Origin of the sequence: Rhizobium sp. 2MFCol3.1 (genome assembly GCF_000377565.1) — a bacterium.
Classification (GTDB): Bacteria; Pseudomonadota; Alphaproteobacteria; order Rhizobiales; family Rhizobiaceae; genus Rhizobium.
On the sequence record NZ_KB898366.1, the window covers coordinates 67,819 to 90,564 of the forward strand.

Below are 22,746 nucleotides of genomic sequence, written 5' to 3' on the forward strand. Positions count from 1 at the left end.
ATCAACGGGTCCTTTCATGCAGCGAGATTGCCGAAGCAGACATATTTTGCTTCGAGATATTCCAGGAGGCCGTGGCGCGAGCCTTCGCGACCAAGGCCGGATTGCTTCCAGCCACCGAAGGGTATCGGGGCGCCGGTGAATTTCGGCGTGTTGACGGCAATCATGCCGTATTCAAGTCGATCGGTGAGGCGCATCGCCCGGCCAAGATCGTTGGTGTAGAGATAGGCTGCCAGCCCCATTTCGGTGGCATTGGCACGGGAGAGTACCTCCTGCTCGTCATCGAACGGCAGTATGGCTGCGACCGGGCCGAAGGTCTCTTCGCGGGCAATCAGCATGTCGTCGGTGACGTCGGCAAGCACGGTTGGCATTATGAAATTGCCACCGAGTGGGCTGTCCTGCCCGCCGCACACGAGACGTGCACCGGCCGAAAGCGCCTGGGCGATCTGCTGACGGCATTTCTCCGCAACAGTCGGCCGCGTCATCGGCCCGATCTCGGTGGCGGGTTCAAGACCGTGGCCGACCGTAAGCTCTCGGGTCGCCTTCGCAAAGGCATCCACGAACCGATCGTAGTTGCCGCGCTGGACGTAAATCCTGTTGGCGGCGAGGCAATCCTGTCCCGACGTGGCGAATTTGGCGCCGATACAGCCCTTTACGGCTTTGGAAAATTCGGCGTCGTCAAACAGGATGAAAGGTGCATGGCCGCCAAGTTCCAACGAGGCTTTCTTCACGGTGGCCGACGACTGGCTGAGCAGGATGCGCCCGACTTCCGTCGAGCCGGTGAAGGAAAAGGCCCGCACATCCGTGTGCTCCAGCAGGCGGCGGGCAAGCTGCGCGGCTTCGCCTGTGATAACCTGGAAGACGCCGGCCGGCATTCCGGCCTCTTGGGCAAGTTTTGCCAAGGCAAGCGCTGAAAGCGGCGTTTCAGGGGCAGGCTTGACGATCATGGTGCAGCCAGCCGCCAGCGCAGCGCCGGCCTTGCGCGTGATCATGGCGCAGGGAAAGTTCCATGGTGTGATCGCCACGGTAACGCCAAGCGGCTGCATCTGGACCGAAAGCCGGCTGCCTGGCAGGTGGCTCGGAAACGTTTCGCCATAGGCACGCTCGGCTTCGCCGGCAAACCATTCGAGGAAATTCGCGGCATAGGAAATTTCGCCGAGCGATTCTGCCAGCGGCTTGCCCTGTTCGGCCGTCATGATGATGGCGAGATCCTGGGCATTGTCGCGCATCAGCCCTGCCCATTTGAGCAGGATCCGACCGCGTTCCACGGGAAGCTTGTCACGCCAGTCAAGAAAAGCGTCTCTCGCGGCGTCGACGGCAGCATCGGCATCCTCAAGAGAGCAGGCCGCGACATCTGCGAACTGTTCACCGGTTGCCGGATCAATGACGCCCAGGGTCTCTGCGCGCGCAGCCCATGTGCCGTTCAGAAAGGCCCGGCGCTCGATCAGATCGGGTCGTTTCAGGTTTTTCAGCGCGCTGTTGGCAAGGCCTTTCATGCGAAGCTCCAATAAGGGTTTACAAAGAGACTAACCTCCCGCCATGATCGACTGCCTGCATTGATGTCAGTCCTGATGCAGGAATTGTGCTTAGATTCGATACTGATCGCAGGATTTCTGCATGGCCACACTTGATCGCGCCGACAGGGCACTTCTCGATGCCGTCCAAAAGAACAATCGCATGACCTCGGAAGAGTTGGCGCAGATCGTCAATCTCTCGCCGACGGCCTGTCAGCGCCGGCTGAAGCGATTGCGTGAGGAAGGGGTGATCGAAGCGGACGTATCGATCGTCTCACCCAAGGCGGTCGGTCGCGGGATTACGATGATCGTCCTTGTCTCGCTTGAGCGCGAAAGGGCCGATATCGTCGATCGATTCAAGGCGGCGATCCGCGCCACCCGAGAAGTGATGATCGGCTATTATGTGACGGGCGATGCCGATTTCATCTTGGTGATTACGGCGAAGGACATGGAGGACTACGAGGCCTTCACGCGTAGGTTCTTCTATGAGAACCACGATATCAAAGGGTTCAAGACTATGGTGGTGATGGATCGTGTGAAAGCTGGCTTTGCGTTCCCGATAGACGAGTGATCGGTATCGACACGCATGATTTGCGTTGGGGCCGAGATAGTTACCGCCTTAGAAGCTCTATCTGTTCTGAGTCTATTGCGTTCTGGAAGCGATCCGCTGGTTCGTTTCCTGTCAAGCCGAACCAACGAGTGCATTCCACTTTGCCGATTGATCGTTTCAAGCAAGGCCCCTCATTCTCGATTCGCATCATCAAAAGCCGGGACTGATCGTTGTTAGCGAATGTGCGTTGATGCTCCGATGCCGGCGCGGAGGGTCTCGCACGCGGCAATAAGGTCAATTTCGCGCAAAAGCGCACCGCCTATCAGATAGATCACGTGTTCGCCGTAGGCGCGCTGCATGTCGGGGACCCGTTCGAAGGTCATGCCGCCTCCAGGGGCGGGGAAGATCGGCTTCAAGTCGCCAAGATCTTCCGTGCAGCCTTTTAGAATCGAGAGGCATTCATCGCGCGAGAAGCCAAACCTGCCGCCGAAGTTCGGGAACACCACCGCATCCACACCCATCAGCCGCTGCAGGGTTCCGAAGAAGAAGCGATGCGAGAAGCCGGTCGTGGGCGTGATGACATTCGCCCCGGAGAAGGTCGGATGGGAGACGATAGGCAGGCCAAAATCGGGATCTACGGCAAGGCCGCGCGAAACGTCGAAGCCGACAAGAGAGGGAGCGAGCATGACGGCGCCGGCGCCCACTTCCTTTGCCATGAATGCTCTATCGACGATTTGCGAGGCAAGGCCTGTGATGTTCGGCACGTAAGCGCATTGAAAACCGGTCTTGGCATTCGCTTCCGCGACGGCTGTCACGCAGGCGGTAAGCCGATCCGCGTAGGGGGACGTCGGCTGGTCGACCAGCCCGTGGTCATCCTTGATCAGATGCATGCCCCCAAGTGCAAAGTTGTAGGCAAGCTTGGCAAGTTCGGCCGTCGACAGACCGACCGGCTTGATCGCCGACATGATCAGCGGTCCGGAGGTGACGCCGGTGCGCGTTCGCAGTCCCGCTGCACCGAACCGCGGTCCGGGGCATAGCGCGCGCAGGCCGGCCGACAGCCTGATTCCTTCGACACGGGTGTTGGTCTTGATGGACGAGTTGCCGAAAACGATGTTCAGCAATTGCAGGAAGTCGCCGCCGACATCCTCCTCGCTGTACGAGATCTCGGCGATAAAGCCGCCGCGCTCGCTGCCGTCGGGGGTTAAGGTCTCGAGCCGCCCGAGGATCTCGTCTTCGACGTAACCGTGGGGCACGATATCGCGCGGGATTTCGACGGTCTGTTCGACGCTGATATCCAGAGCTCGCGCTCGAGCCTCTTTCTCGTCGCTGGCGCCGAGCCAGTAGGTAACGGAGAACCGCGCAGCCATCACAGTGCTTCCGCTTTTTGCGCTGAATGCACCGTATCGAGGCGGACGGCGTCAAGTTCGGCATCGGCAGTATCGAGGTCGCGGCCGAGAAGCTGCGCGATCGCCTGCGTCAGCGCGCTGGCGTCGAGCGCGTATTTCTTCATGAGATAGGGCTTGGAAGCGCCATGGGCGAACGTATCTTCCAGCCCCAGCCGGCGAAGGCGGATGCCGAGACCCTCTTCGGCCAGAATTTCCGCGACCAGCGAGCCAAGCCCGCCGTTGATCGTGTGGTTTTCAAGTGTGACAACACCCTTCTTGCCGCGCGCAGCCCTGATGAGACCATCACGATCGAACGGCTTCAGCGTCGACGCGTGGAGATGGTGCACGCCGATCCCGCGATCCTTCAGCGGTCCGGCGGCGCGCAACGCCTCTTCCGTGCAGACACCCGAGGTGACGACAAGGATATCGTCGCCTTCGCTCAGCGTACGCAGTCGGTTGAATTCGAACGGCGTCGAAAACAGCCGCGGCACCTCGCCGCGCAAGACGCGCACATAGACGGGTCCGTCGATGGCGTCGGCAACATCGAGCACCGTTTCCACTTCGGTCGCGTCGCCGGTCTCGAGCACTGTCATGTTCGGGATCGCCCGCATGACGGATATGTCTTCGATCGCCTGATGGGTGATGCCGCCCGGTGTCGTGATGCCGGGCAGGAAACCCATCATCCGGACCTTGCGGTTGGAATAGGCGATCGAGTTGATCAACTGATCGTAGGGACGGCGATAGAGAAAGACAGAGAAGGTATGGATGAACGGGCGGAACCCCTGCATAGCCAGCCCACCGGCAAAGGACAGCATATTCTGCTCGGCCATCCCAAGCGACAGAAACTGATCCGGATAACGATCGCGGAATCCGTCGACTTCGCACGACGATGTCAGGTCGGCCGACAGGCAAAGTACTTCAGGTCGGGCCGAAGCGAAGGCTTCGAAAGCCTTTGCGTAGGGGCGATTGACGATTTCGACCATGATCAGGCCCTCGCGATTTCTGAAACATCGACGCCGAGTTCGGCGGCAATCGCCGCCTGCATTTCCTGGCGCTCGTCGGGGGATTTGAAACGGACATAGTGGAGGCGGGGGGAACGCTTCTTCAGGAAAGGCATCCCTTCGAATGGCGAGGTGTTCGCGAGGATCAAGAGCGGCTTTCCCGTCTCGGCGCTATCGGCTGCCGTCCGGAAGGCCTGCAGGTCATGGCCGTCAATGGAGCGGCAGGTGGCGCCGAAGGAAGCAACACGCGCCGGCAGATCGCCGAGATCGAGGACGGACGACATGGCGCCATCGCATTGCTGACGATTGACGTCTACGACGACGCGAATGTTGTCTATGCCATGGTAGCTCATCGCGGCCAGGCATTCCCAGGTCTGTCCCTCCTGGAATTCGCCATCGGACATGTAAACCCAGACCTTGCCGGGTTCGCCGCGGCGTTTGCGCGCCCAGGCGAGGCCCGATGCCATGGAGAGGCCCTGCGCCAACGATCCGGTTGTTACCTCCATGCCCGGGCTATGCTCGGCACCGATCATCTCGACGGAACCGCCGTCGCGGTTGAAATGGTCAAGCGCATGTTCATCCATACGACCCAGCTGAATGAGCGCCGAGTAGATGACGAGCGCATAGTGCGCGGGCGAGACGATGAAGCGGTCGTATTCGGGCGTGAACGGACCATGATAACCCGCCCCGGTGAATGCCTCTGGGTTCGTGGACGACGGAACGCCGGCGAAGGGTAGGGGCACCTTCGGCAGTGTCGGTTCTCCGAGATGGAGTGCCTCGTTGTAGAGGAATGCCAGGCTTTCCGCCGCGGAGCAGGCCTGGCTCAGATAGCCGCCATTGTTCCGCATCGTATGGAGGAAGACACGCTTGCGAATGCCGGCTGCGACATCCTCCGTGCGCTGCTTGTTGGGGATGCTCATGATTATCTCCGCTCGGGAAAAAGCGCCTTCAGCCCTAATGGCGAGGCTTCGGCGATGCCGCGTTCCGTGATGAGGCCGGTGATCAGGCGTGCCGGCGTCACATCGAAGGCGGGGTTGGCCGCGGGACTTCCATCCGGGGAAACGCGAACGGTGGCGATCGAGCCGTCAAGGCCGCGACCCTGGACGAAGGTTACCTCGTCGGCGCTGCGCTCCTCGATCGGGATTTCGCGCACACCGTCGTGCACCGTCCAGTCGATGGTGGGCGAGGGAAGTGCCACATAGAAGGGAACGTTGTTGTCCTTGGCGGCAAGAGCCTTCAGGTAGGTCCCGATCTTGTTGCAGACGTCGCCGTTTGCCGTGGTCCTGTCGGTGCCGACAATGACCATGTCGATGTCGCCATGCTGCATCAGGTGGCCGCCGGCATTGTCGACGATCAGCGTATGCGGTACGCCATGGCCGTTCAGTTCCCATGCCGTCAGCTGGGCGCCCTGGTTACGTGGCCGGGTTTCATCGACATAGACATGCACCGGAATGCCTTCTTCTGCCGCCAGATAGATCGGGGCGGTCGCGGTGCCGTAATCGACGGTGGCAAGCCAACCGGCGTTGCAGTGCGTGAGAATGTTGACGGGCTCGCCGGGCTTCTTACGCGCAGCGATCTCACGGATGACGGCAAGGCCGTTCATGCCGATGCTGCGGTTCAGGTCGACATCTTCCTCCGCGATTTCAGCGGCACGCCGATAGGCGGCATCAGCTCGCCCGCCTTCCGGCAGCTTGCGCAGAAACTCACGCATAGCGTCGAGCGCCCAGCGCAGGTTGATGGCCGTAGGGCGCGTCTCGTGAAGAGTTTCCCAGACTGTGTCGAGCGAGGCGTTGCTGCTGTCGGAGGCCATGGCAAGGGCGACACCATAAGCCGCGGTCACGCCGATCAGTGGCGCGCCTCGCACCCACATGTCGCGAATGGCAACGGCAACGTCCTCCACGTTCTTCAGCGTGACCACCCGAAACTCATGCGGCAGCCACCGTTGGTCGATGATATCAACGGATCTGCCGTCCTCGTTCAGCCAGATGGTGTGGTAGTGGCGTTCTCCGACTTTCAAATGACTATCTCCTTCTCGAGCCTGTTGGCCAAAGAGTTGATCTCTGCAAGGCTATGAATTTGCCGGCGGTTGACGACGAGATGGCGGCCCAGCTTCAGGGCTTTCGTTTCGCAGCGGGCGCGCAGGTCGAGGTCCGAAATAGTTTCGAAATCGGCATTGTGCGCGAGGCCGAGGATACGGCGATGGATCTCCACACCGGCAAAGCCGAGCATGTCGGTCCAGATCTCGTGCAGCATGTGGTCGAGAGCCTGTTCGGAGCCCAGCCGGTCGCCGCGATCTTCGAAGAGTGATCGCTGGTAGAGGATGCCGTTGCGCTCCTCGTGCCAGAGGCGGGCGAATTCCGCGCGGAAGGTCGTCCAGATCTCGTCGATGACACCCAATAGGTAGCGTCGCATTTCTTCGCGATCACCGTCTTCTTCGTGCCCTGCCTGCGAGAAATAGCTCATCCAGAAATTGGCGATCATCATGCCCACGTCGAAGGCAATGGGGCCGTAGAAGGCAAATTCCGGGTCGATGACGCGCGTCTCTTCGCTCGTCACCATCACAGATCCGGTGTGGAGGTCGCCATGGAGCAGCGTCTCGGCCTTGGCGGTAAAGAGATGCTTGAGCTTCTGCGCCTCGACTTTCAGGTCGCGGTCAGCCCGTAATTCGGCCACGAGGCCGTCAAGCTGCGGTGAGGTGTGCCGGTTGAGGGACGCTTCGAAGTAGGGATCGGAGAAGACGAGGTTTTCCGTGATGTCACAAAGCTCGACATTCTCGGAAAACAGCGCCAGATCCTCCTTGCGCTTGCGCGCGGACATCGCGAGGTCCGAGCCGCGAAACAGCGTCCGCGCAGCGAAGAGGCCGAGATCGCGACCAATCCTGGGCAATTGCTGGCCCTCGATAAGCGCGCGCCGCAGGATGATGTGCGGCGACAGGAATTCCATGACAATGATCGCCTGCTCGGCGTCGAAATAGAAAATCTCCGGCACCATGCCGGGGTCGCGCTCCGATTGGCGGACCAGCGCGTGATATTCGAAGAAGGACCGCTTCAGCGGCAGTGGCCAGCTCTCGCCGACAAGGCGCACGTAAGGCAGCGCCTGCTTCACGATCGCTTTTCCCTGTTCGCCTTCGACGATGAAGACCAGGTTGAGGTTGCCGTCGCCGACCTCCCTGACACGCCAACTGCTGTTGTCGGCTCCAAATCTCGCCCTGAGCTCGGGCAGGGCGCCCAGCCTTTGCGGCAACGTTTCGGGGCATAGCGCCACGAACGGTTTCGTGTCCGTCATTACTTTCCTCCCGGATCGTTTTCGTGCGGGATCGTCTCCGCCCCACACAGCTGGCTTCCCTCCTCTTTGGTCGGCCAGCGATCTCCCAATCAACGATCTTGATGGCATTTGATATGGGCTACTTTGTCAAATGTCAACGAGCTTGACATTTGATGACTTCCCGTCCTAGCATCATGTTGGGAGGATGGAGATGAACGAAGAACCTGTGTTCCGCGTCGAAGGACTGCGGAAGTCGTTTGGTCGTATTCTGGTGCTCGGCGGGGTCGATCTTTCACTGCGCGCTGGCTCTGTGTCCGCGCTCATGGGCGCAAACGGCGCTGGCAAGTCGACACTCGTTCGTATCCTGAGCGGCGTCTATACGCGCGACGCTGGCCATATCTCGCTCGCGGGAAGGGACTTCTTTCCGGCCTCGCCAGCGGAGGCCATCCGCGCTGGTGTCGTGACTGTCCATCAGAACATCAACGATGGTGTCGTCGCGGACCTCGATGTCGCGACAAATCTCACCCTTGACCGGCTGAACGGTCGCTCGGCCCGCTGGTTCTTCAATCCAAGGCGGGTGCGGCGTGAAGCAAAAGCTGTTGCCGACCGCATGGGCCTGTCGATCGATCTCGACGCCAGCATTGCCGACCTATCCCTTGCCGACAGGCAGATGGTCGCGATCGCCCGCGCCATGGCGCACGAGCCGAAAGTCCTGATTCTGGACGAACCGACATCGTCGTTGTCGAGCGCCGAGGCTGAACGGCTTTTCCAGCTTGTTGACCGCCTGCGCGCCCATGGGGTGGCCATTCTTTATATTTCGCACCGGATGTCCGATATCCGGCGCCTTGCCGACAGTATCGTCAGCCTCCGCGACGGACGGATCACCGGTACCTTTGCCGGCCCCGTGCTCGACTATGAGGGCGCTGTCAACGCCATGCTCGGCAAGACGATCAGCCATGGCGGCATCACCGTACAAACCGGAGGGGCGCCGGTTATCTCCGCCGCGAGCCTGCAATTGGCAAGCGGTGCTCGGCCCTTCTCCTTTGCCCTTCGCGAGGGGGAAGTCGTTGCTGTCACCGGCCTCGTCGGCGTCGGCAAGACTGCGCTTGCCGAAACGCTGTTCGGCGCAAGGCAGCCCGCCGCCGGCCAGATGGTGCTCGATGGCAAGCCTTACAAGCCCCGCACACCGCAACAGGCAATCAACGAGGGCGTCTTCCTCGTTGCCAAGGACCGTACGGACAATGGCATCGTCCCCGATTTCAATATCTACGAGAACATGAGCCTGCCATTCCTGAGGCGGCTCGCGCATCTCGGGGGGGTCGCGAGCCGTGGTTCGGAACGGGGAGAGGCGAAGCGGCAGATTGCGGCGCTCGGCATTGTCTGCCGGTCGGAGCGCGACGAAATGCACACGCTGTCCGGCGGCAATCAGCAAAAGGTCATGGTCGCTCGCTGGCTGAGCCAGCCGTGCCGGCTGCTGGTGCTCGATGAGCCATTTCAGGGCGTCGACATCGCCGCCCGGCGCGATATTGCGGGCAAGCTGCGGACCTCGGCCAAGGGGAGGGCGACGATCGTCTTTCTCACCGAGCTCGATGAGGCCTTCGAAATTGCCGACCGCATTCTCGTGATGTCCGAGCAGACCCTGGTCGGCGAACACCGCAACGCGAATATCGACGTCAACAAGCTGCTGGCGGAAATCGCCGGGCAGCATGAAATGGTGAATTGAATGACTGATCACGACACGCCGATCGCTGCCGAGCCGACGACACGAAGCGTTCCGCCGCGGGCGAGCAGCGCCACCATTCGGGAGCTCGCGATCCGCTATGGGTTCCTGGTGCTGCTGGCGGGCATGCTCGTCTATTTCTCTATCGTCACCAGCGGCTTTGCATCGCCGCAAAGCGCCGTCTTCATCCTGCAATCCGTTTCGATCACCGGCATCCTGGCGCTTGGCGTCACTGCAACCATGGTCGTCGGCGGCTTCGACCTGTCGATTGGCTCCGTTGCGACAACGGCGATGATGGCCTCGTCCTATATCATGGTCATCATGGACGGCGATGCCACGACCGCCATTGCCGCGTGCCTGCTGATCGGTATCGTCATTGGGCTGATCAACGGCTTCCTGGTCGTCTACATGCGCGTTCCCGACCTGCTGGCGACGCTGGGCATGATGTTCCTGCTTGTCGGGCTGCAGCGCATTCCGACCGAAGGCCGATCGATTGCGACCGGCATGAGCCTGCCTGACGGCAGCACCGCAAGCGGCACATTCAACCCGGCCTTTCTGGCACTCGGACGCCATCGTTTCGATCTCATCCTACCCAATCTTGTGCCGGTTTCCGTCGTCGTGCTGATCGTTCTTGCCATGCTCATCTGGTTCTTCCTGGAGTACACCCGCTACGGCCGGATGATGTACGCTGTTGGTTCGAACGAGCGCGCCGCCCAGCTCGCCGGTGCGCCGGTCAACGCCTACAAGATGTTCGCCTATGTCATCTCAGGCGTCTTCGCCTCGATCGGCGGCATCCTGCTTGCGGCGCGTCTGGGCCGTGGCGATATCGCTTCGGGCAACAATCTCCTGCTGGATGCGGTTGCGGCCGCGCTCATCGGCTTTGCAGTGCTTGGTGTTGCCAAGCCGAACGCTTTCGGCACCGCGATTGGTGCGCTCTTCGTCGGCGTTCTCCTGCAGGGCCTGACGATGATGAACGCGCCTTATTATACGCAGGATTTCGTCAAGGGTGCGGTGCTGGTCATCGCGCTTGTCTTTACCTTTGCTCTATCGGGGAGAGGCAAACGATAGGGCTGGGAGGCCCATCGCGCATGCGCATGAACAACAAAGCGTCTACTGTGGAGGAGACAGGAATGAATATTACGCGCAGAACACTCGCCAAGCTGACCATAGGTCTAATGGGCGCGACGGCCTTTTCTGGCATGGCCGTTTCGGCCGAAATGCCCAAGCCTTTTGACAATCCCGGCAAGGTCAAGATCGCACTCGTGCGTTATCTGTCGACCGGCGACTTCTTCCAATCCTATCTGTCGGGCGTCGAAGCGCAGGCCAAGGCCCTTGGCGTTGATCTTCGCGTGCTTGACAGTCGCCAGGATGCTGCCTTGCAGGCCGACATGGTCGACCAGGCGATTGCGCTCAAGGTCGATGGTATCATCATCCAGCATGGCCTGACGGAATCGATGAAGGAAGCGGCCAAGCGCGCCGTCGACGCCGGGATCAAGGTTGTTGCCTTCGACGTCAACGTCGAGAATCCGCAGATTCCGCAGATCGAGCAGTCCGACCGCGATCTGGCGCGGCTCGCGCTCGAGCAGTCCATCAAGGACAACGGTGAGAGCTGGAACGCCGGCTACGTCTATGTCGCCGGCATCGCGCCGCTCGACCGCCGCGACGAGACCTGGAAGGAGTTCAAGACGAAGTATCCGGGCATCAAGGAAGCCGCGATGTTCGGGACGATGGACAATCCTATCGCCAACTCTGTCGCCAACCAGGCCCGCTCGGTCCTTTCGGCCAACCCCGATATCCAGGTGATGTTCGCGCCCTATGACGAGTTCGCCAAGGGCGTAAAGATCGCGGTCGACGAAGCTGGCCTTTCGACCAGCGTGAAAATCTACTCGGCCGATATTTCCACCTCCGATATCGCCGCTATGCGCGAACCGGATAGCGCCTGGGCTGCAACGGCCGCGACCAATCCTGCCGTGGTCGGTCAGGTGTCCGTTCGCGCCCTTGCCATGCTGCTTGCCGGCGAAGATCCGGGCCACAACGTGATCGTTCCTCCGACCCTGATCACGCAGCAACAGCTGAAGGATGCCGACATTAAGAACATGGAAGAGCTCGGCGCCAAGCTGCCGCAGTTCGCCCATGCCGATGTCGCGGTGCCTGCATGGATGCCGACGCCGAGCAAGAAGTAGCTTCTGGCTTCGTCTGACGAATGGCAGGCGGCCCTCGGGCCGCCTTTTTCGTTTGCGGAGTCGTCTGGCTGAGGCTTGGCCCCTCCGGTCAGTGACCGGAGAAGCGAATCTAGGCTCTGGTTCTAGCGCAGGGCGGCAGCGATGTTGCCGCCGTCTACCGTCGTGACGTCGGCGGTCGTGCGCTCGGCCAGCGCATGGTTGAGGAACGCCTGAGCCACATCCTCGGCGGTAACCTCCTGCCCGAGCAGGTTGCCGCCCATATAATCCTTGACCGAGAGGCCACGGGCGGTGGCCCGCTTGGAGATCATCTCATCGTCCAGCAGTCCGGAGCGAATGCGGTCGGCATTAACGGCATTCGAACGGATGCCGTCTGCGCCGTGCTCTAGGGCGTATTGCCGCGAGAGGAACAGCGTCGCGGCCTTCGGCAGTCCGTAGGCGCCGAATTTTGCCCCGGGATTGACTGCTTGCTTGCTCGCATTGAAGAGCAATGCGCCGCCGGTGCCCTGCTGCTTCATTATCCGGACGGCATTTTGCGCGACCAGTTGATGCGAGAAGAAATTCAGCTCAAAACTCCGGCGCAGCAAGCTGTCATCAAGCGTTGCAATCGCGCCCTCCCATGCCGCGCCGGCATTGGAGACAAGGATGTCGACGCCCCCGAAGGTTGCAACGGCACGATCAAAGGCGGCGCGCACCGAGGCTGGATCCGTAACATCACACGCCACGCCGATCGATTGGTTGCCAATCGCCTTGGCGATATCGCTTGCCTTGCCGCCGTCGAGATCCGCCACCACGATATGCGCTCCTTCGCGTGCGAAGAGCTTGGCCGTCGCTGCGCCGATGGCGCCGGCACCGCCGGTTACGAATGCCACCTGTCCCGTTAACGGTTTTGGCTTGGCGCCGGCGAGCTTTGCCTGTTCCAGCGACCAGTATTCGAGATCGAAAAGATCCGGTCGGCTGACTGGCTCGAAGCGCCCGACCGATTCCGCATCCCGTGCCGCCTCGATCCACATCTCGCCGACATCGGCTGCGATCTTTGCGTCCTTGAGCGTGCGGCCATGGCCGAACATGCCGAGGCCAGGGACGAGGGTGAGACGTGGCATCGGATCCAGCATCGTCCGCTTCACGTCGTCACGCGCGTCGTTCGTGCGGAAGTACTCCGTATAATCCGCCACAAAGGCTGCCACGCGGGCGTCGATGATGCTGGCGAAATCCTCGATCCGAACGGCGTCCGGCGCCGGCAATACCATCGGACCGGTCTTGATGCGGATCGACAAATCAGGGGTCGAGACACCGCGTGAGGCCATGTCCTCGACCTCACGTGCATTGACGAATTCGAGGATCGCAGGGGACGTCCGGAATTCGCTCACCATGCGATCGTAGCGGCCATCGCCGCGCGCGACCGCAACGGCGCCACGCAACATCGATGCGATCTCGCTCGCGGGAGCGATTGTCTGCGGCAGCATTGCCGGCGTGAACGGGTTTTTTCCGTGGTCGCGCACATAGTCTTCCGCCAGCGTGACGTAATGGATCATCCTGTCGTAGGCTACCTTGGCCGTCTCGCCAAAGGTGAAGATGCCGTGCTTGTCGAGGATGAGACCGTCAACATCGGGGTCCCGATCAAACACTTCGGCAGCGGCCTTGGCGAGGGCGAAGCCCGGCATGATGTAGGGCACGAAGCCCATCTTTTTGCCGAAGATTGCCGAGCTCATTTCCTTGCTGGCCGCCTGATCGGCGATCGCAAGGATGGCGGTCGAATGGGTATGGTCGACAAACTTGTGCGGAAGGAAGGCGTGCAAAAGCGCCTCGACCGAGGGATTGGGCGATGCCGGATCGACCAGGTTGGCGCGTTGCAGCGTCACCATGTCCTCGTCCGACAGCGCGTCGAGTTTGCGGGCCTTGAGCAGCGACGCCATCTTGACCGCGGGCAACCCTTCAGGCTCGATCGTGCCCATGTCCCACCCGCTGCCCTTGACGCAGAGTACCTCCCACTCGTCGCCGACGATATCGCTGACCACCGTCTTGACCGACGTGTTGCCACCGCCGTGCAGCACCAGTCGCGGCTCTCCGCCGAGCAGCCGGGTTGTGTAGGTTCTGAGAGCGAGATCGCGATTGATGCCTTTCTTGGCATAGGCTTCGACCATTGCTTCCGCATCGCTGTCGCGCCAAAGATTCTTCATGATGTCCTCCTCCGTTCACGGCAAAGCCAGCGCCTCCGCACCCGCCATGCCTGACTTTTATTGAATTCAGGTCCCGCTGCCTGATGCCGCGGTGCCGCTCCAGCGATCGAGCAGACGCCGCGCCATCGAAGCGGTGATGATAAGATGCGAAGCAAAGCCGCCCTTGATAGCAGCGACCAAAGGTTCCAGCTTCTCGTCCTCCTGCACGACCATCATTCGCTTGGGGATCGACCGGATGGAGTCGAGATCGGCAGAAATGCATCGACGGTTGTGGGCGCAATCCATCAATCGCCCCTCGCGGTCGATCACTTGGCCAGCGATGACACCGGCAGCGCCTGCCTCGCCCAGCGCCTTCATTTCCTCGGCGGTCAGCGCCCCGCACTTGACAAGATGGCTGTCTGCCTCGATGCCGCCAACGGAATAAAGCGCGAGCGTGCAGTCCGGTATCGTGGCCAATTGCTCCTGGATAACCGGTTCCTGCCGCAGCTCGTGCGCCAACCGCTCGGAGCTTAGAACCAACGGCGCATAGAAGTTGATACCTTCTGCGTTCAAGCGCCGTGCAATTTCGGTGGTGCATTGGTCGGGCCGATAGGAATAGGGCGCGCCTAGGTTTCCGCAAAGCTGGACCACCGTTACCCCTTGCAGGTCGGCGAAGGGCATGACGTCGGCAATGTGATAGACGGTTCGCCCCCAGGCAACGCCGACCCTATCACCCTTGCCGATCAGTTCCAGAAATACGGCGGCGGCCACGACCGGCATTTCTGCTGTTGGATCCAGCGCATGCCGATCCTCCGGAACAATCCAGACGGACTTGAGGCCTATGGCATCTTCCAACTGACGCGCCAGTACGTCGTCTGCGAAAAGCTGCGTCGATGTCGCGATATTGACGATGCCTGTTTCCCTTGCCCGACGCAGGTACATGGCAACGGAAGCCCGGGAAATATCGAGATGCTTGGCCACCTCATCCTGTCGCATACCATGTGTGTAGTAGAGCCAGGCGGCTTTGTGCAGAACCTGGTCGGTGGGGCGGATAGGCATACGGCATATTCCAGAAATGAACAGTTTCGACATTATTCACGGGCTCTGACAAAAGTCAAACAGTCTTCGAAGAGCCGGAGTGCAGCCAGGATGTTTGGCGCGGTCTGACTTTTAAAGTTCGGCCCGGATCTGCAAATCGATAAGCTTTCGGTGAAGGCAGGGAATTTGCATTGACTGGCGATGGTTGAACAGCGGGTCCGCAGTTCGTATCGGTTCAAGACCGACCGTTTGCTACAGCGTGGAACTATCGCGAGGAGCGAAATTCCCTTCGGCTAAACCAGAAAACAACCAAACCGAGGAGTCGCCTTTTTTTTCGCCGTGCTTAATTTTCAAGCTTGACACAGCAAGCGAGAGTGGCATTGTAAAGCGGTTTAGTAAAGCGCTTTACAAGATGATGGCGATTAGGCTGCCACGGGAACATGATGTCTGGCAATCGAGCTGCAAGCCTGAAGGACGTTGCTGAAGCCGCTGGCGTGTCGGTCACGACAGTGTCGCGGCTTTTGAATGGTTCGCTTCAGCTTCCACTCGACACCAAGGAGCGCATCGAGAAGGCAATAAGGGATCTTCGTTACCAGCCTAACCCGCATGCTCGCCGTCTGAGTCGCGGTCGTTCGGAGACGATCGGGCTTGTGGTGCCTGATATCGCCAATCCATTCTTCGCGACGTTCGTAGCTGCCGTAGAGCAAGAGGCGGACAGGCGCGGCCTTGCCCTGTCGCTGCACGTAACGTTGAACCGTCCCGGCCGTGAGGTTTCCTACGTGACCGCGCTTGCGCGCAACCATGTCGATGGCCTTATTTTCGTGACCAATCACCCGGACGACGGAGAGCTGGGTGCGTTGATCAACCAGACCGGCAAGGTGGTCATCGTCGACGAAGATGTGCCGAGCGCCATGGTGCCAAAGCTTTTTTGCGACAACGAGGAGGGCGGTTATCTTGCTGGCCGGCATCTCGCGGACCACGGGCATCGACGCGTGGTCTATATCGGCGGCCCGAAAGACATGATCAGTACGCGCCGCCGTTCCTCGGGCTTGGAGCGGGCACTTATGGAGCGGGGGGGGGCGTTCGAAGTGACCCGCTACGAAGGCAGCTTCACGGTGGAATTCGGTCGGCAAGCTGCACACCGGTTTATCGATGAGGGCAAGCAGGCAACGGGAATCTTCGCCAGTTCGGACGAAATAGCGATTGGCTTGATCGAGGTGCTGCTTGCCGAGGGCGTCTCCATTCCCGGCGAGGTCTCGGTGATCGGCTTCGATGACGTAAGCCCCTTGCATCTTTTCGCACCGCCGCTCACCGCCATCCGCCAGCCCGTTCGGGCGCTTGGCGAGCGGGCGCTGGCACTGCTTCTCGAAACAAACTGGCAGGAGCCGGAGAGCTTGCACTCCGAGGAACTGCTGCCTGTTGAAATCGTCGTGCGGAACTCCGTTGCACCGCCGGCGAAAAATAAAAAGCAACGAAGATGAACCTAACCAGAGGAACTAGACATGAGTATTCTGACACGCAGGACGTTTACGACTGCACTCGCAACCACCGTCCTTGCCGGCATCTCGTTCGGAAGTGCATTTGCCGCTGAGAAGACCTTTGCGCTTGTCCAGATCAACCAGCAGGCGCTGTTCTTCAACCAGATGAACGAAGGCGCGCAGAAGGCGGCCGATGCCGATGGCGCCAAGCTGGTGATCTTCAACGCGAACAACGATCCGGCCGCGCAGAACAGCGCGATCGAGACCTATATCCAGCAGAAGGTCGATGGCCTTGCGGTCGTTGCCATCGACGTCAACGGCATCATGCCGGCCGTGCAGCAGGCCGCTGCGGCGGGCATCCCGGTCGTCGCCATCGATGCGATCCTTCCGGAGGGGCCGCAGAAGGCGCAGATCGGTGTAGACAACGCCAAGGCCGGCGCCGACATGGGCAAGTTCTTCCTCGATTACGTGAAGACCGACATGGGCGGCAAGGTGAAGTATGGCGTTGTCGGCGCGTTGAATTCCTTCATCCAAAACGTCCGCCAGGAAGGCTTCGAAAAGACCGTCAAGGGTGCCGAAGGCGTCACCACCGCCGGCGTCGTCGATGGCCAGAACATCCAGGACAACGCGCTCGCTGCCGCCGAAAACCTGATCACCGGCAACCCCGACATGACCGCTGTCTACGCCACCGGCGAACCGGCTCTGATGGGCGCCATCGCCGCTGTCGAAAGCCAGGGCAAGCAGTCTTCCGTCAAGGTCTTCGGTTGGGATCTGACGGCGCAGGCGATCGCCGGGATCGACGCGGGCTATGTCACCGCCGTCATCCAGCAGGATCCGTCCGCCATGGGTGCGGCCGCCGTTGATGCCCTGAAGAAGGTGTCGGACGGCGGAACCGTCGAAAAGACGATCTCGGTGCCGATCACCATTGTCACCAAGGCGAACGTCGAACCCTACCGGGCTGTTTTCAAATGATGTCTGACGGACAGCACCCAACCGCTGTCGCAGGAGCCGGGGGCGGAGAGATCCTCCCCCGGCAGTCCGGCGAAAGCGGCATTCGCCAGCCCCGCATTTCATTGAAGGGCATCCGCAAGAATTTCGGCTCGCATCAGGCACTGCGCGGCGTCGATCTCGACATCTATCCCGGCGAATGCCTGGGACTGGTTGGTGATAACGCGGCCGGTAAGTCGACGCTGACCAAGGTCATCTCCGGCACCTATATCCCGGATGACGGCACGATCGCCGTCGATGGTGAGGCTGTTCGCTTCGGCGGACCGGCCGATGCGCGCGACCGCAATATCGAAATGGTGTTCCAGGATCTCAGCCTGTGTGACCATGTCGACGTGGTCGGCAATCTGTTTCTCGGCCGCGAACTGACAAAGGGGCCGTTCCTCGACAGGCCTCGCATGCTGACCGAGGCCCGCGCAATGCTCGATGCGCTCGAAATCCGCATTCCGCGTCTCGGCGCCAAGGTGGAGAAACTGTCAGGCGGCCAGCGGCAGGCAATTGCCATCGCGCGCGCCGCGTCCTTCAATCCGAAGGTGCTGATCATGGATGAGCCGACATCCGCTCTCGCCGTTGCGGAAGTCGAGGCTGTGCTCAACCTGATCAACCGGGTCAAGGCCAAGGGCGTCTCGGTTATCCTGATCACCCACCGCCTGCAGGATCTCTTCCGCGTCTGCGATCGCATTGCCGTCATGTATGAAGGCACCAAGGTTGCCGAGCGCGATATCGCCAAGACCGACCTGCAGGACCTCGTGCAGCTTATCGTCGGAGGCAGACATTGAGCGCGTATACCGAACGCGCGGCTGGATCGCCGGTCGCGGACTTCCTCTCCGAACACGCGCAGGTGCTGTCGATAGCAATATTCTTCGTTGCGTGTCTCGTCTTCTTCTCCGCCACCACGGACACGTTCCTGACGCTCGGCAATATCCTCAACGTCGTGCGCCAGGCGGCTCCCATCCTGGTCGTTGCAGTGGCGATGACGCTCGTCATCATCACCGGCGGAATCGACCTTTCCGTCGGTTCGCAGGTGGCGCTCGTCAATGCGGTGGCCGCGATCATCATGGCCATGGGCTATCCATGGCCGACAGTCGTGATCGGCATGATCGCCTTCGGCGCGCTGATGGGCATCGCCCAAGGCTGGTTCGTGGCCTATCAGGGCATCCCGGCCTTCATCGTCACGCTCGCGGGCCTCTCCATTCTGCGTGGTTTCGCGCTGTGGCTGACGCAGGGTTATTCTATCCCCATCAAGGATGCGCCCGGCTTCTTCTGGCTCGGCCGGGGAGAATTCCTCGGACTTCCGGTGCCGGCGCTGATCGCCGTGCTGGTGGCCGTCATCGGCTACGTTGTCATCGCCTACACGAAGTACGGCCGGCAGGTCGTGGCCGTCGGCTCCAATCTCGAGGCCGCCCGCCGCGTCGGCATGCCGGCGAAATGGATCGTGGCCTCGGTCTACATGGTGTCGGGCATTGCCTGCGCATTGGCGGGTCTTCTGATTGCCGCCCGCCTGGGCTCCGGCTCGTCGAACGCAGCCGTCGGCTTTGAACTGCAGGTCATCGCGGCCGTAGTGCTCGGCGGCACGTCACTGATGGGCGGCCGCGGCAGCATTCTAGGCACCGTTCTTGGCACCCTGACCATCGCCGTCATCGGCAACGGGCTTATCCTGATGCACATCTCGCCCTTCTTCACGCAGATCGTGACGGGCGCGATCATCCTTGTGGCGATCTGGCTCAACACCAAGATCTTCACCACCGACTTCCGCTTCGGCGGAAAGAAGAAGTGAGGGCGATATGAGCGAACTATCGGAAGCCCATGTACGCTCGGGCAAGGTGATGACGGTGGCGGGAGCTATTCCTGCTTCCTCTCTCGGCATCACGCTGATGCACGAGCATATCCTCAACGACTGCCGCTGCTGGTGGCACGCGCCGAAAACGCCGGAGCGCCAGTATCTTGCCGACAGCTTCGTCTGCATGGAGATCCTGAGCGAGCTGCATCAGGACCCCTTCGTCAACAAGCACAACATCACGCTTGATGACGAGCCGCTGGCGATCACCGAACTCAAGGATTTCGCAGCGCATGGCGGCCATACGGTCGTCGAGCCGACGTGCCAGGGCATCGGCCGTGATCCCCGGGCGCTGAAGCGGATATCGCAGGCTTCCAGGCTCAATATCATCATGGGCGCCGGCTACTATCTCGGCTCGTCGCATCCGGCCAAGGTCGCTGGCATGGCGATCGACCAGATCGCCGACGAGATCGTTCACGAAGCGACCGTTGGCGTCGATGGCACCGATATCAAGGTCGGATTGATCGGCGAGATCGGTGTATCCTCGGATTTCACCAGTGAGGAAGAGAAGTCGCTGCGCGCGGCGGCGAGGGCGCAGGCACGCACCGGCCTGCCGCTGATGGTGCATCTGCCAGGCTGGTTCCGGCTCGGCCACAAGGTGCTGGATATAGCGGCCGAGGAGGGGGCGGAGCTTCGCCATACCGTGCTCTGCCACATGAACCCGTCGCATGACGATATCGCCTATCAGGGCGAACTCGCCTCGCGCGGCGCTTTCCTGGAATATGACATGATCGGCATGGATTTCTTCTACGCCGATCAGCAGGTCCAGTGCCCGAGCGACGAGGAAGCGGCGCGTGCCATCGTTAAGCTGGTGGAGCAGGGGCACATCGACCGCATCCTGCTCTCCCACGACGTCTTCCTGAAGATGATGCTGACGCGCTATGGCGGCAATGGATATGCCTACATCCTCAAGCACTTTCTGCCACGGCTGAAGCGTCACGGGCTGACGGATCAACAGCTCGACATTCTCATGCGCGACAATCCGAGATCGGTATTCGAGGCCAAGGCCTGATTGCCAAACGACTATAGAAATGGAAAGACCATGACCAAGAAAGTCCTCCTCGTCGGCGAGAGCTGGGTCAGCTCCGCCACCCACTACAAAGGCTTCGACCAGTTCGGCAGCGTCACCTTCCATCTCGGCGCCGAGCCGCTGGTGAAGGCGCTCGAAGGCAGCGAGTACGAGCTGACCTACATGCCGGCCCACGAGGCCGTCGAGAAATTCCCCTTCGATATGGCGGGTCTCGACGTCTATGACGTGATCATCCTGTCGGATATCGGCGCCAACTCGCTGCTCTTGCCGCCCGCCGTCTGGCTGCATTCGAAGACCGTGCCGAACCGGCTGAAGCTGATCAAGGCCTGGGTGGAAAAGGGCGGTGGCCTTTTGATGGTCGGCGGCTATTTCTCCTTCCAGGGCATCGACGGCAAGGCGCGCTGGCGCCGCACGGCCGTCGAGGATGTGCTCCCCGTTACCTGCCTGCCCTATGACGACCGCGTCGAGATTCCGGAAGGCACGGGTGCGGTCATCACCAAGGCGGACCACCCGACGGTTGCCGGCATGGACGGTGAATGGCCGCCGCTGCTTGGCGTCAACGAGGTCGAGGTGCGCGACCGCGCAGATGTCGAGGTTGTCGCCCGCCTGCCCGAAGACCAGGGCGGCCATCCGCTGCTCGTCACCGGTACGTTCGGTAGCGGACGAAGCGCTGCCTGGACGTCCGATATCGGGCCGCACTGGCTATCGCCCGCTTTCTGCGAATGGGAAGGCTACGGCCGTCTTTGGAAGAACATTCTCGGCTGGTTGAGCGACAATCGCTGAGGCGTCGATGGGATCCGGCGCGCTTCAGCGCGCCAGGATCGCCTGAAGTTCCTCGCTGGTCGGGAAAGCCGAGCGGGTGCCGCGGCGGCTGACGGTCAGAGCGGAGGCGGATGCGGCATGGCCGATGGCGCGGGTGTCGAGTTCGACGCCGCGCAAAGCGGCTGACGCCAGCGCCACGGCCATGAAAGTGTCGCCGGCGCCTGTGGTGTCGATCGCCCTGGTGGCTACGGCCGGGATGGTGGCAATCGCCGCCGAACGGCTTGCCAGCAGTGCGCCGTCGCTGCCGAGCGTCAGAACAACGTGGCGGACCCCTGACTGCAGCAGCTTTTCGGTCGCTGCTGTGTCGGACGAACCGGTGAGGCTTTCCGCCTCGCCTCGGTTCAAGAAGGCGATGTCGATCAGCGGCCAAAAGTCGCCGAAATAGGGCCTGAGAGGCGAGGGGTTAAAGGCCGTGACGAGGCCACGGCGGCGGGCTTCCTGAAGCAGGCCGAGCGTGGTTGCCGCGTTCAGATTGCCCTGCAGGACCATGAGGTCGCCGGCAGTGGCGGTGTCGAGCGCGGCGATGGCTTCTTCCGGCGTCAGCGAGCCGGCTGAATCAGTGGTGGTAACGATGGCGTTCTCGCCGTCGGGCGTGGTGAAGATGATAGAGAAGTCGCTGGAACAGCCGGCAAGCGCGATCAGCTTGGCCTCGACCGGTTCCGGCGCCATTTGATTGCGAATAGTCTGGGCGCGGAGATCCTCGCCCACGGCCGCGACGAGGGTGGTGGGGAGGCCGGTGCGCGCCATGACCACCGCCTGGTTCGCACCCTTGCCGCCAAGGTCGCGCGTTTCTTCGCGGCCGAGGATCGAAGCCCCGGCTTCCGGCATGGTCGACACGGATATGGTTTCGTCGACAGCGACGTTACCGATGACATGAGCACGAACATTGGCAGGCATGGCTGGCCTTCGAAAGGAAATGAAAATGCAGACGATTTCGGATAATAATTCAAGCGCCATAAGGGAAATATTCGGCACTGACAAGGCACTGATCGGGATGATCCATTGCTCGCCCTTTCCCGGCGCCCCTCGCTATCGAGGCACGAGTGTCGACGCGATCTACGACGTGGCGATGCGCGATGCCGAGGCGCTGATTGAAGGCGGGCTGCACGGTTTGATCATTGAGAACCATGGCGATATTCCCTTCTCCAAGCCCGACGATATCGGCCCCGAGACATCCGCCTTCATGTCTGTTGTCACCGACCGGATCGGTCGCGCCACGGGCATTCCGATGGGCATCAATGTGCTTGCCAACGCGCCGATTCCGGCGTTTGCCATCGCCATGGCCGGCGGCGCCAAGTTCATTCGCGTCAATCAGTGGGCCAACGCCTATGTCGCCAACGAAGGCTTCATGGAAGGCCGTGCGGCCGAGGCGATGCGCTATCGTTCGGCCCTGCGTGCCGAGCACATCAAGGTCTTCGCAGACAGCCATGTGAAGCATGGCGCGCACGCGATCACCGCCGACCGGACGATCGAGGAACTGACCCGCGATCTCGCCTTCTTCGACGCCGACGTGGTGATTGCCACTGGCCAGCGGACCGGCAATTCGGCGACCGTGGAGGAGATCGATACGATCGGTGCGGCGACCCACCTGCCGCTGCTCGTCGGCTCCGGCGTTACCAAGGACAACATCGTCGAAATCCTGAAGCGCACCAACGGCGTCATCGTCGCCTCATCGCTGAAGGAAGGTGGCGTCTGGTGGAATCCGGTGGAACTCTCCCGCGTCAAAGCCTTCGTCGAAGCGGCGCGTCCGGGTCTGGAAGCCTGAT

The 22,746-nt window shown here is 61.2% G+C and carries 20 protein-coding genes; 11 read left to right on the forward strand and 9 right to left on the reverse strand.

The genetic code is table 11. From position 1 onward, the window contains the following. Positions 1–14: 14 nt before the first annotated feature. A complete protein-coding gene (locus D460_RS0122970; protein WP_018900946.1) occupies positions 15–1,493 on the reverse strand; it encodes an NAD-dependent succinate-semialdehyde dehydrogenase in 1,479 nt (492 codons plus the stop codon). A gap of 121 nt (positions 1,494–1,614) precedes the next feature. On the opposite strand from D460_RS0122970, the gene D460_RS0122975 reads away from it, so the two are divergent. Beyond that, complete coding sequence (locus D460_RS0122975) at positions 1,615–2,082, forward strand: Lrp/AsnC family transcriptional regulator (RefSeq protein ID WP_018900947.1); 468 nt, start codon at positions 1,615–1,617, stop codon at positions 2,080–2,082. Between the two features lie 212 nt (positions 2,083–2,294). Here D460_RS0122975 and D460_RS0122980 read toward each other — a convergent pair whose 3' ends face one another. Genes D460_RS0122980 through mtnK form a run of 5 tightly spaced genes read right to left on the reverse strand, consistent with a single transcriptional unit; the run spans position 2,295 to position 7,732 of the window. Next, positions 2,295–3,428 (reverse strand): RuBisCO large subunit C-terminal-like domain-containing protein, encoded by a 1,134-nt coding sequence (locus tag D460_RS0122980; RefSeq protein WP_018900948.1) that lies wholly within the window; start codon positions 3,426–3,428, stop codon positions 2,295–2,297. Beyond that, positions 3,428–4,429, reverse strand: a complete 1,002-nt coding sequence (locus D460_RS0122985; protein WP_018900949.1) for a transketolase C-terminal domain-containing protein — start codon at positions 4,427–4,429, stop codon at positions 3,428–3,430. The genes D460_RS0122980 and D460_RS0122985 overlap by 1 nt, the downstream gene beginning before the upstream one ends. A gap of 2 nt (positions 4,430–4,431) precedes the next feature. After that, positions 4,432–5,367 carry a 1-deoxy-D-xylulose-5-phosphate synthase N-terminal domain-containing protein gene (locus D460_RS0122990; protein WP_018900950.1) on the reverse strand — a complete coding sequence of 312 codons (936 nt, stop codon included), beginning with the start codon at positions 5,365–5,367 and terminating at the stop codon, positions 4,432–4,434. Positions 5,368–5,369: 2 nt separating this feature from the next. Further along, the gene (gene mtnA / locus D460_RS0122995; protein WP_018900951.1) at positions 5,370–6,464 is read right to left on the reverse strand and encodes an S-methyl-5-thioribose-1-phosphate isomerase; all 1,095 of its coding nucleotides are present in this window, start codon (positions 6,462–6,464) and stop codon (positions 5,370–5,372) included. Then, positions 6,461–7,732, reverse strand: a complete 1,272-nt coding sequence (gene mtnK / locus D460_RS0123000; protein ID WP_018900952.1) for an S-methyl-5-thioribose kinase — start codon at positions 7,730–7,732, stop codon at positions 6,461–6,463. The genes mtnA and mtnK overlap by 4 nt, the downstream gene beginning before the upstream one ends. 190 nt (positions 7,733–7,922) lie before the next feature. Here mtnK and D460_RS0123005 point away from each other — a divergent pair, with 190 nt between their 5' ends. From D460_RS0123005 to D460_RS0123015, 3 genes are all read left to right on the forward strand, one after another. Further along, complete coding sequence (locus D460_RS0123005; protein ID WP_018900953.1) at positions 7,923–9,434, forward strand: sugar ABC transporter ATP-binding protein; 1,512 nt, start codon at positions 7,923–7,925, stop codon at positions 9,432–9,434. Between the two features lie 123 nt (positions 9,435–9,557). Then, entirely contained in the window at positions 9,558–10,499 is a 942-nt protein-coding gene (locus D460_RS0123010) for an ABC transporter permease (RefSeq protein WP_051110825.1), read from the forward strand. A 62-nt stretch (positions 10,500–10,561) separates the two neighbouring features. Continuing rightward, positions 10,562–11,614, forward strand: coding sequence for a substrate-binding domain-containing protein (locus D460_RS0123015; RefSeq protein ID WP_018900955.1), 1,053 nt, complete (start codon positions 10,562–10,564; stop codon positions 11,612–11,614). 122 nt (positions 11,615–11,736) lie between these two features. On the opposite strand, the gene D460_RS0123020 is transcribed toward D460_RS0123015, so the two are convergent. Then, complete coding sequence (locus D460_RS0123020; RefSeq protein ID WP_018900956.1) at positions 11,737–13,791, reverse strand: bifunctional aldolase/short-chain dehydrogenase; 2,055 nt, start codon at positions 13,789–13,791, stop codon at positions 11,737–11,739. 66 nt (positions 13,792–13,857) lie between these two features. Continuing rightward, a complete protein-coding gene (locus tag D460_RS0123025) occupies positions 13,858–14,829 on the reverse strand; it encodes a sugar-binding transcriptional regulator (protein ID WP_018900957.1) in 972 nt (323 codons plus the stop codon). Between the two features lie 422 nt (positions 14,830–15,251). Here D460_RS0123025 and D460_RS0123030 point away from each other — a divergent pair, with 422 nt between their 5' ends. From D460_RS0123030 to D460_RS0123055, 6 genes are read left to right on the forward strand one after another with little or no spacing between them, the layout of a single operon-like run. Next, positions 15,252–16,289: a LacI family DNA-binding transcriptional regulator gene (locus D460_RS0123030; protein ID WP_026283432.1), complete on the forward strand. Its 1,038-nt coding sequence runs from the start codon at positions 15,252–15,254 to the stop codon at positions 16,287–16,289. Positions 16,290–16,310: 21 nt separating this feature from the next. Next, positions 16,311–17,258 carry a substrate-binding domain-containing protein gene (locus D460_RS0123035; RefSeq protein WP_018900959.1) on the forward strand — a complete coding sequence of 316 codons (948 nt, stop codon included), beginning with the start codon at positions 16,311–16,313 and terminating at the stop codon, positions 17,256–17,258. Then, complete coding sequence (locus D460_RS0123040; protein WP_026283433.1) at positions 17,255–18,070, forward strand: ATP-binding cassette domain-containing protein; 816 nt, start codon at positions 17,255–17,257, stop codon at positions 18,068–18,070. The genes D460_RS0123035 and D460_RS0123040 overlap by 4 nt, the downstream gene beginning before the upstream one ends. Further along, positions 18,067–19,068 carry an ABC transporter permease gene (locus tag D460_RS0123045; RefSeq protein ID WP_018900961.1) on the forward strand — a complete coding sequence of 334 codons (1,002 nt, stop codon included), beginning with the start codon at positions 18,067–18,069 and terminating at the stop codon, positions 19,066–19,068. The genes D460_RS0123040 and D460_RS0123045 overlap by 4 nt, the downstream gene beginning before the upstream one ends. Before the next feature lie 7 nt (positions 19,069–19,075). Beyond that, the gene (locus D460_RS0123050) at positions 19,076–20,140 is read left to right on the forward strand and encodes a phosphotriesterase (RefSeq protein WP_018900962.1); all 1,065 of its coding nucleotides are present in this window, start codon (positions 19,076–19,078) and stop codon (positions 20,138–20,140) included. Positions 20,141–20,170: 30 nt separating this feature from the next. After that, entirely contained in the window at positions 20,171–20,941 is a 771-nt protein-coding gene (locus tag D460_RS0123055) for a glutamine amidotransferase (RefSeq protein WP_018900963.1), read from the forward strand. A 24-nt stretch (positions 20,942–20,965) separates the two neighbouring features. On the opposite strand, the gene D460_RS0123060 is transcribed toward D460_RS0123055, so the two are convergent. Continuing rightward, positions 20,966–21,877: a ribokinase gene (locus D460_RS0123060; protein ID WP_018900964.1), complete on the reverse strand. Its 912-nt coding sequence runs from the start codon at positions 21,875–21,877 to the stop codon at positions 20,966–20,968. Positions 21,878–21,902: 25 nt separating this feature from the next. Between D460_RS0123060 and D460_RS0123065 the strand changes: the two genes are divergently transcribed. Next, positions 21,903–22,745, forward strand: a complete 843-nt coding sequence (locus D460_RS0123065; RefSeq protein WP_018900965.1) for a BtpA/SgcQ family protein — start codon at positions 21,903–21,905, stop codon at positions 22,743–22,745. The last annotated feature ends 1 nt before the right edge of the window (position 22,746 follow it).

Excerpts from the sequence above, each read along its gene's own strand:
- D460_RS0123030 (WP_026283432.1), top strand. The coding sequence starts at position 15,252 with ATGTCTGGCAATCGAGCTGCAAGCCTGAAGGACGTTGCTGAAGCCGCT.
- D460_RS0122970 (WP_018900946.1), bottom strand. The coding sequence starts at position 1,493 with ATGAAAGGCCTTGCCAACAGCGCGCTGAAAAACCTGAAACGACCCGAT.
- D460_RS0123015 (WP_018900955.1), top strand. The coding sequence starts at position 10,562 with ATGAATATTACGCGCAGAACACTCGCCAAGCTGACCATAGGTCTAATG.
- D460_RS0122980 (WP_018900948.1), bottom strand. The coding sequence starts at position 3,428 with ATGGCTGCGCGGTTCTCCGTTACCTACTGGCTCGGCGCCAGCGACGAG.
- D460_RS0123055 (WP_018900963.1), top strand. The coding sequence starts at position 20,171 with ATGACCAAGAAAGTCCTCCTCGTCGGCGAGAGCTGGGTCAGCTCCGCC.
- D460_RS0123040 (WP_026283433.1), top strand. The coding sequence starts at position 17,255 with ATGATGTCTGACGGACAGCACCCAACCGCTGTCGCAGGAGCCGGGGGC.
- mtnK (WP_018900952.1), bottom strand. The coding sequence starts at position 7,732 with ATGACGGACACGAAACCGTTCGTGGCGCTATGCCCCGAAACGTTGCCG.
- D460_RS0123020 (WP_018900956.1), bottom strand. The coding sequence starts at position 13,791 with ATGAAGAATCTTTGGCGCGACAGCGATGCGGAAGCAATGGTCGAAGCC.
- D460_RS0123035 (WP_018900959.1), top strand. The coding sequence starts at position 16,311 with ATGAGTATTCTGACACGCAGGACGTTTACGACTGCACTCGCAACCACC.
- D460_RS0123025 (WP_018900957.1), bottom strand. The coding sequence starts at position 14,829 with ATGCCTATCCGCCCCACCGACCAGGTTCTGCACAAAGCCGCCTGGCTC.
- D460_RS0123010 (WP_051110825.1), top strand. The coding sequence starts at position 9,558 with ATGCTCGTCTATTTCTCTATCGTCACCAGCGGCTTTGCATCGCCGCAA.
- D460_RS0123050 (WP_018900962.1), top strand. The coding sequence starts at position 19,076 with ATGAGCGAACTATCGGAAGCCCATGTACGCTCGGGCAAGGTGATGACG.
- D460_RS0122990 (WP_018900950.1), bottom strand. The coding sequence starts at position 5,367 with ATGAGCATCCCCAACAAGCAGCGCACGGAGGATGTCGCAGCCGGCATT.
- D460_RS0122985 (WP_018900949.1), bottom strand. The coding sequence starts at position 4,429 with ATGGTCGAAATCGTCAATCGCCCCTACGCAAAGGCTTTCGAAGCCTTC.
- D460_RS0122975 (WP_018900947.1), top strand. The coding sequence starts at position 1,615 with ATGGCCACACTTGATCGCGCCGACAGGGCACTTCTCGATGCCGTCCAA.
- D460_RS0123005 (WP_018900953.1), top strand. The coding sequence starts at position 7,923 with ATGAACGAAGAACCTGTGTTCCGCGTCGAAGGACTGCGGAAGTCGTTT.
- D460_RS0123060 (WP_018900964.1), bottom strand. The coding sequence starts at position 21,877 with ATGCCTGCCAATGTTCGTGCTCATGTCATCGGTAACGTCGCTGTCGAC.
- D460_RS0123065 (WP_018900965.1), top strand. The coding sequence starts at position 21,903 with ATGCAGACGATTTCGGATAATAATTCAAGCGCCATAAGGGAAATATTC.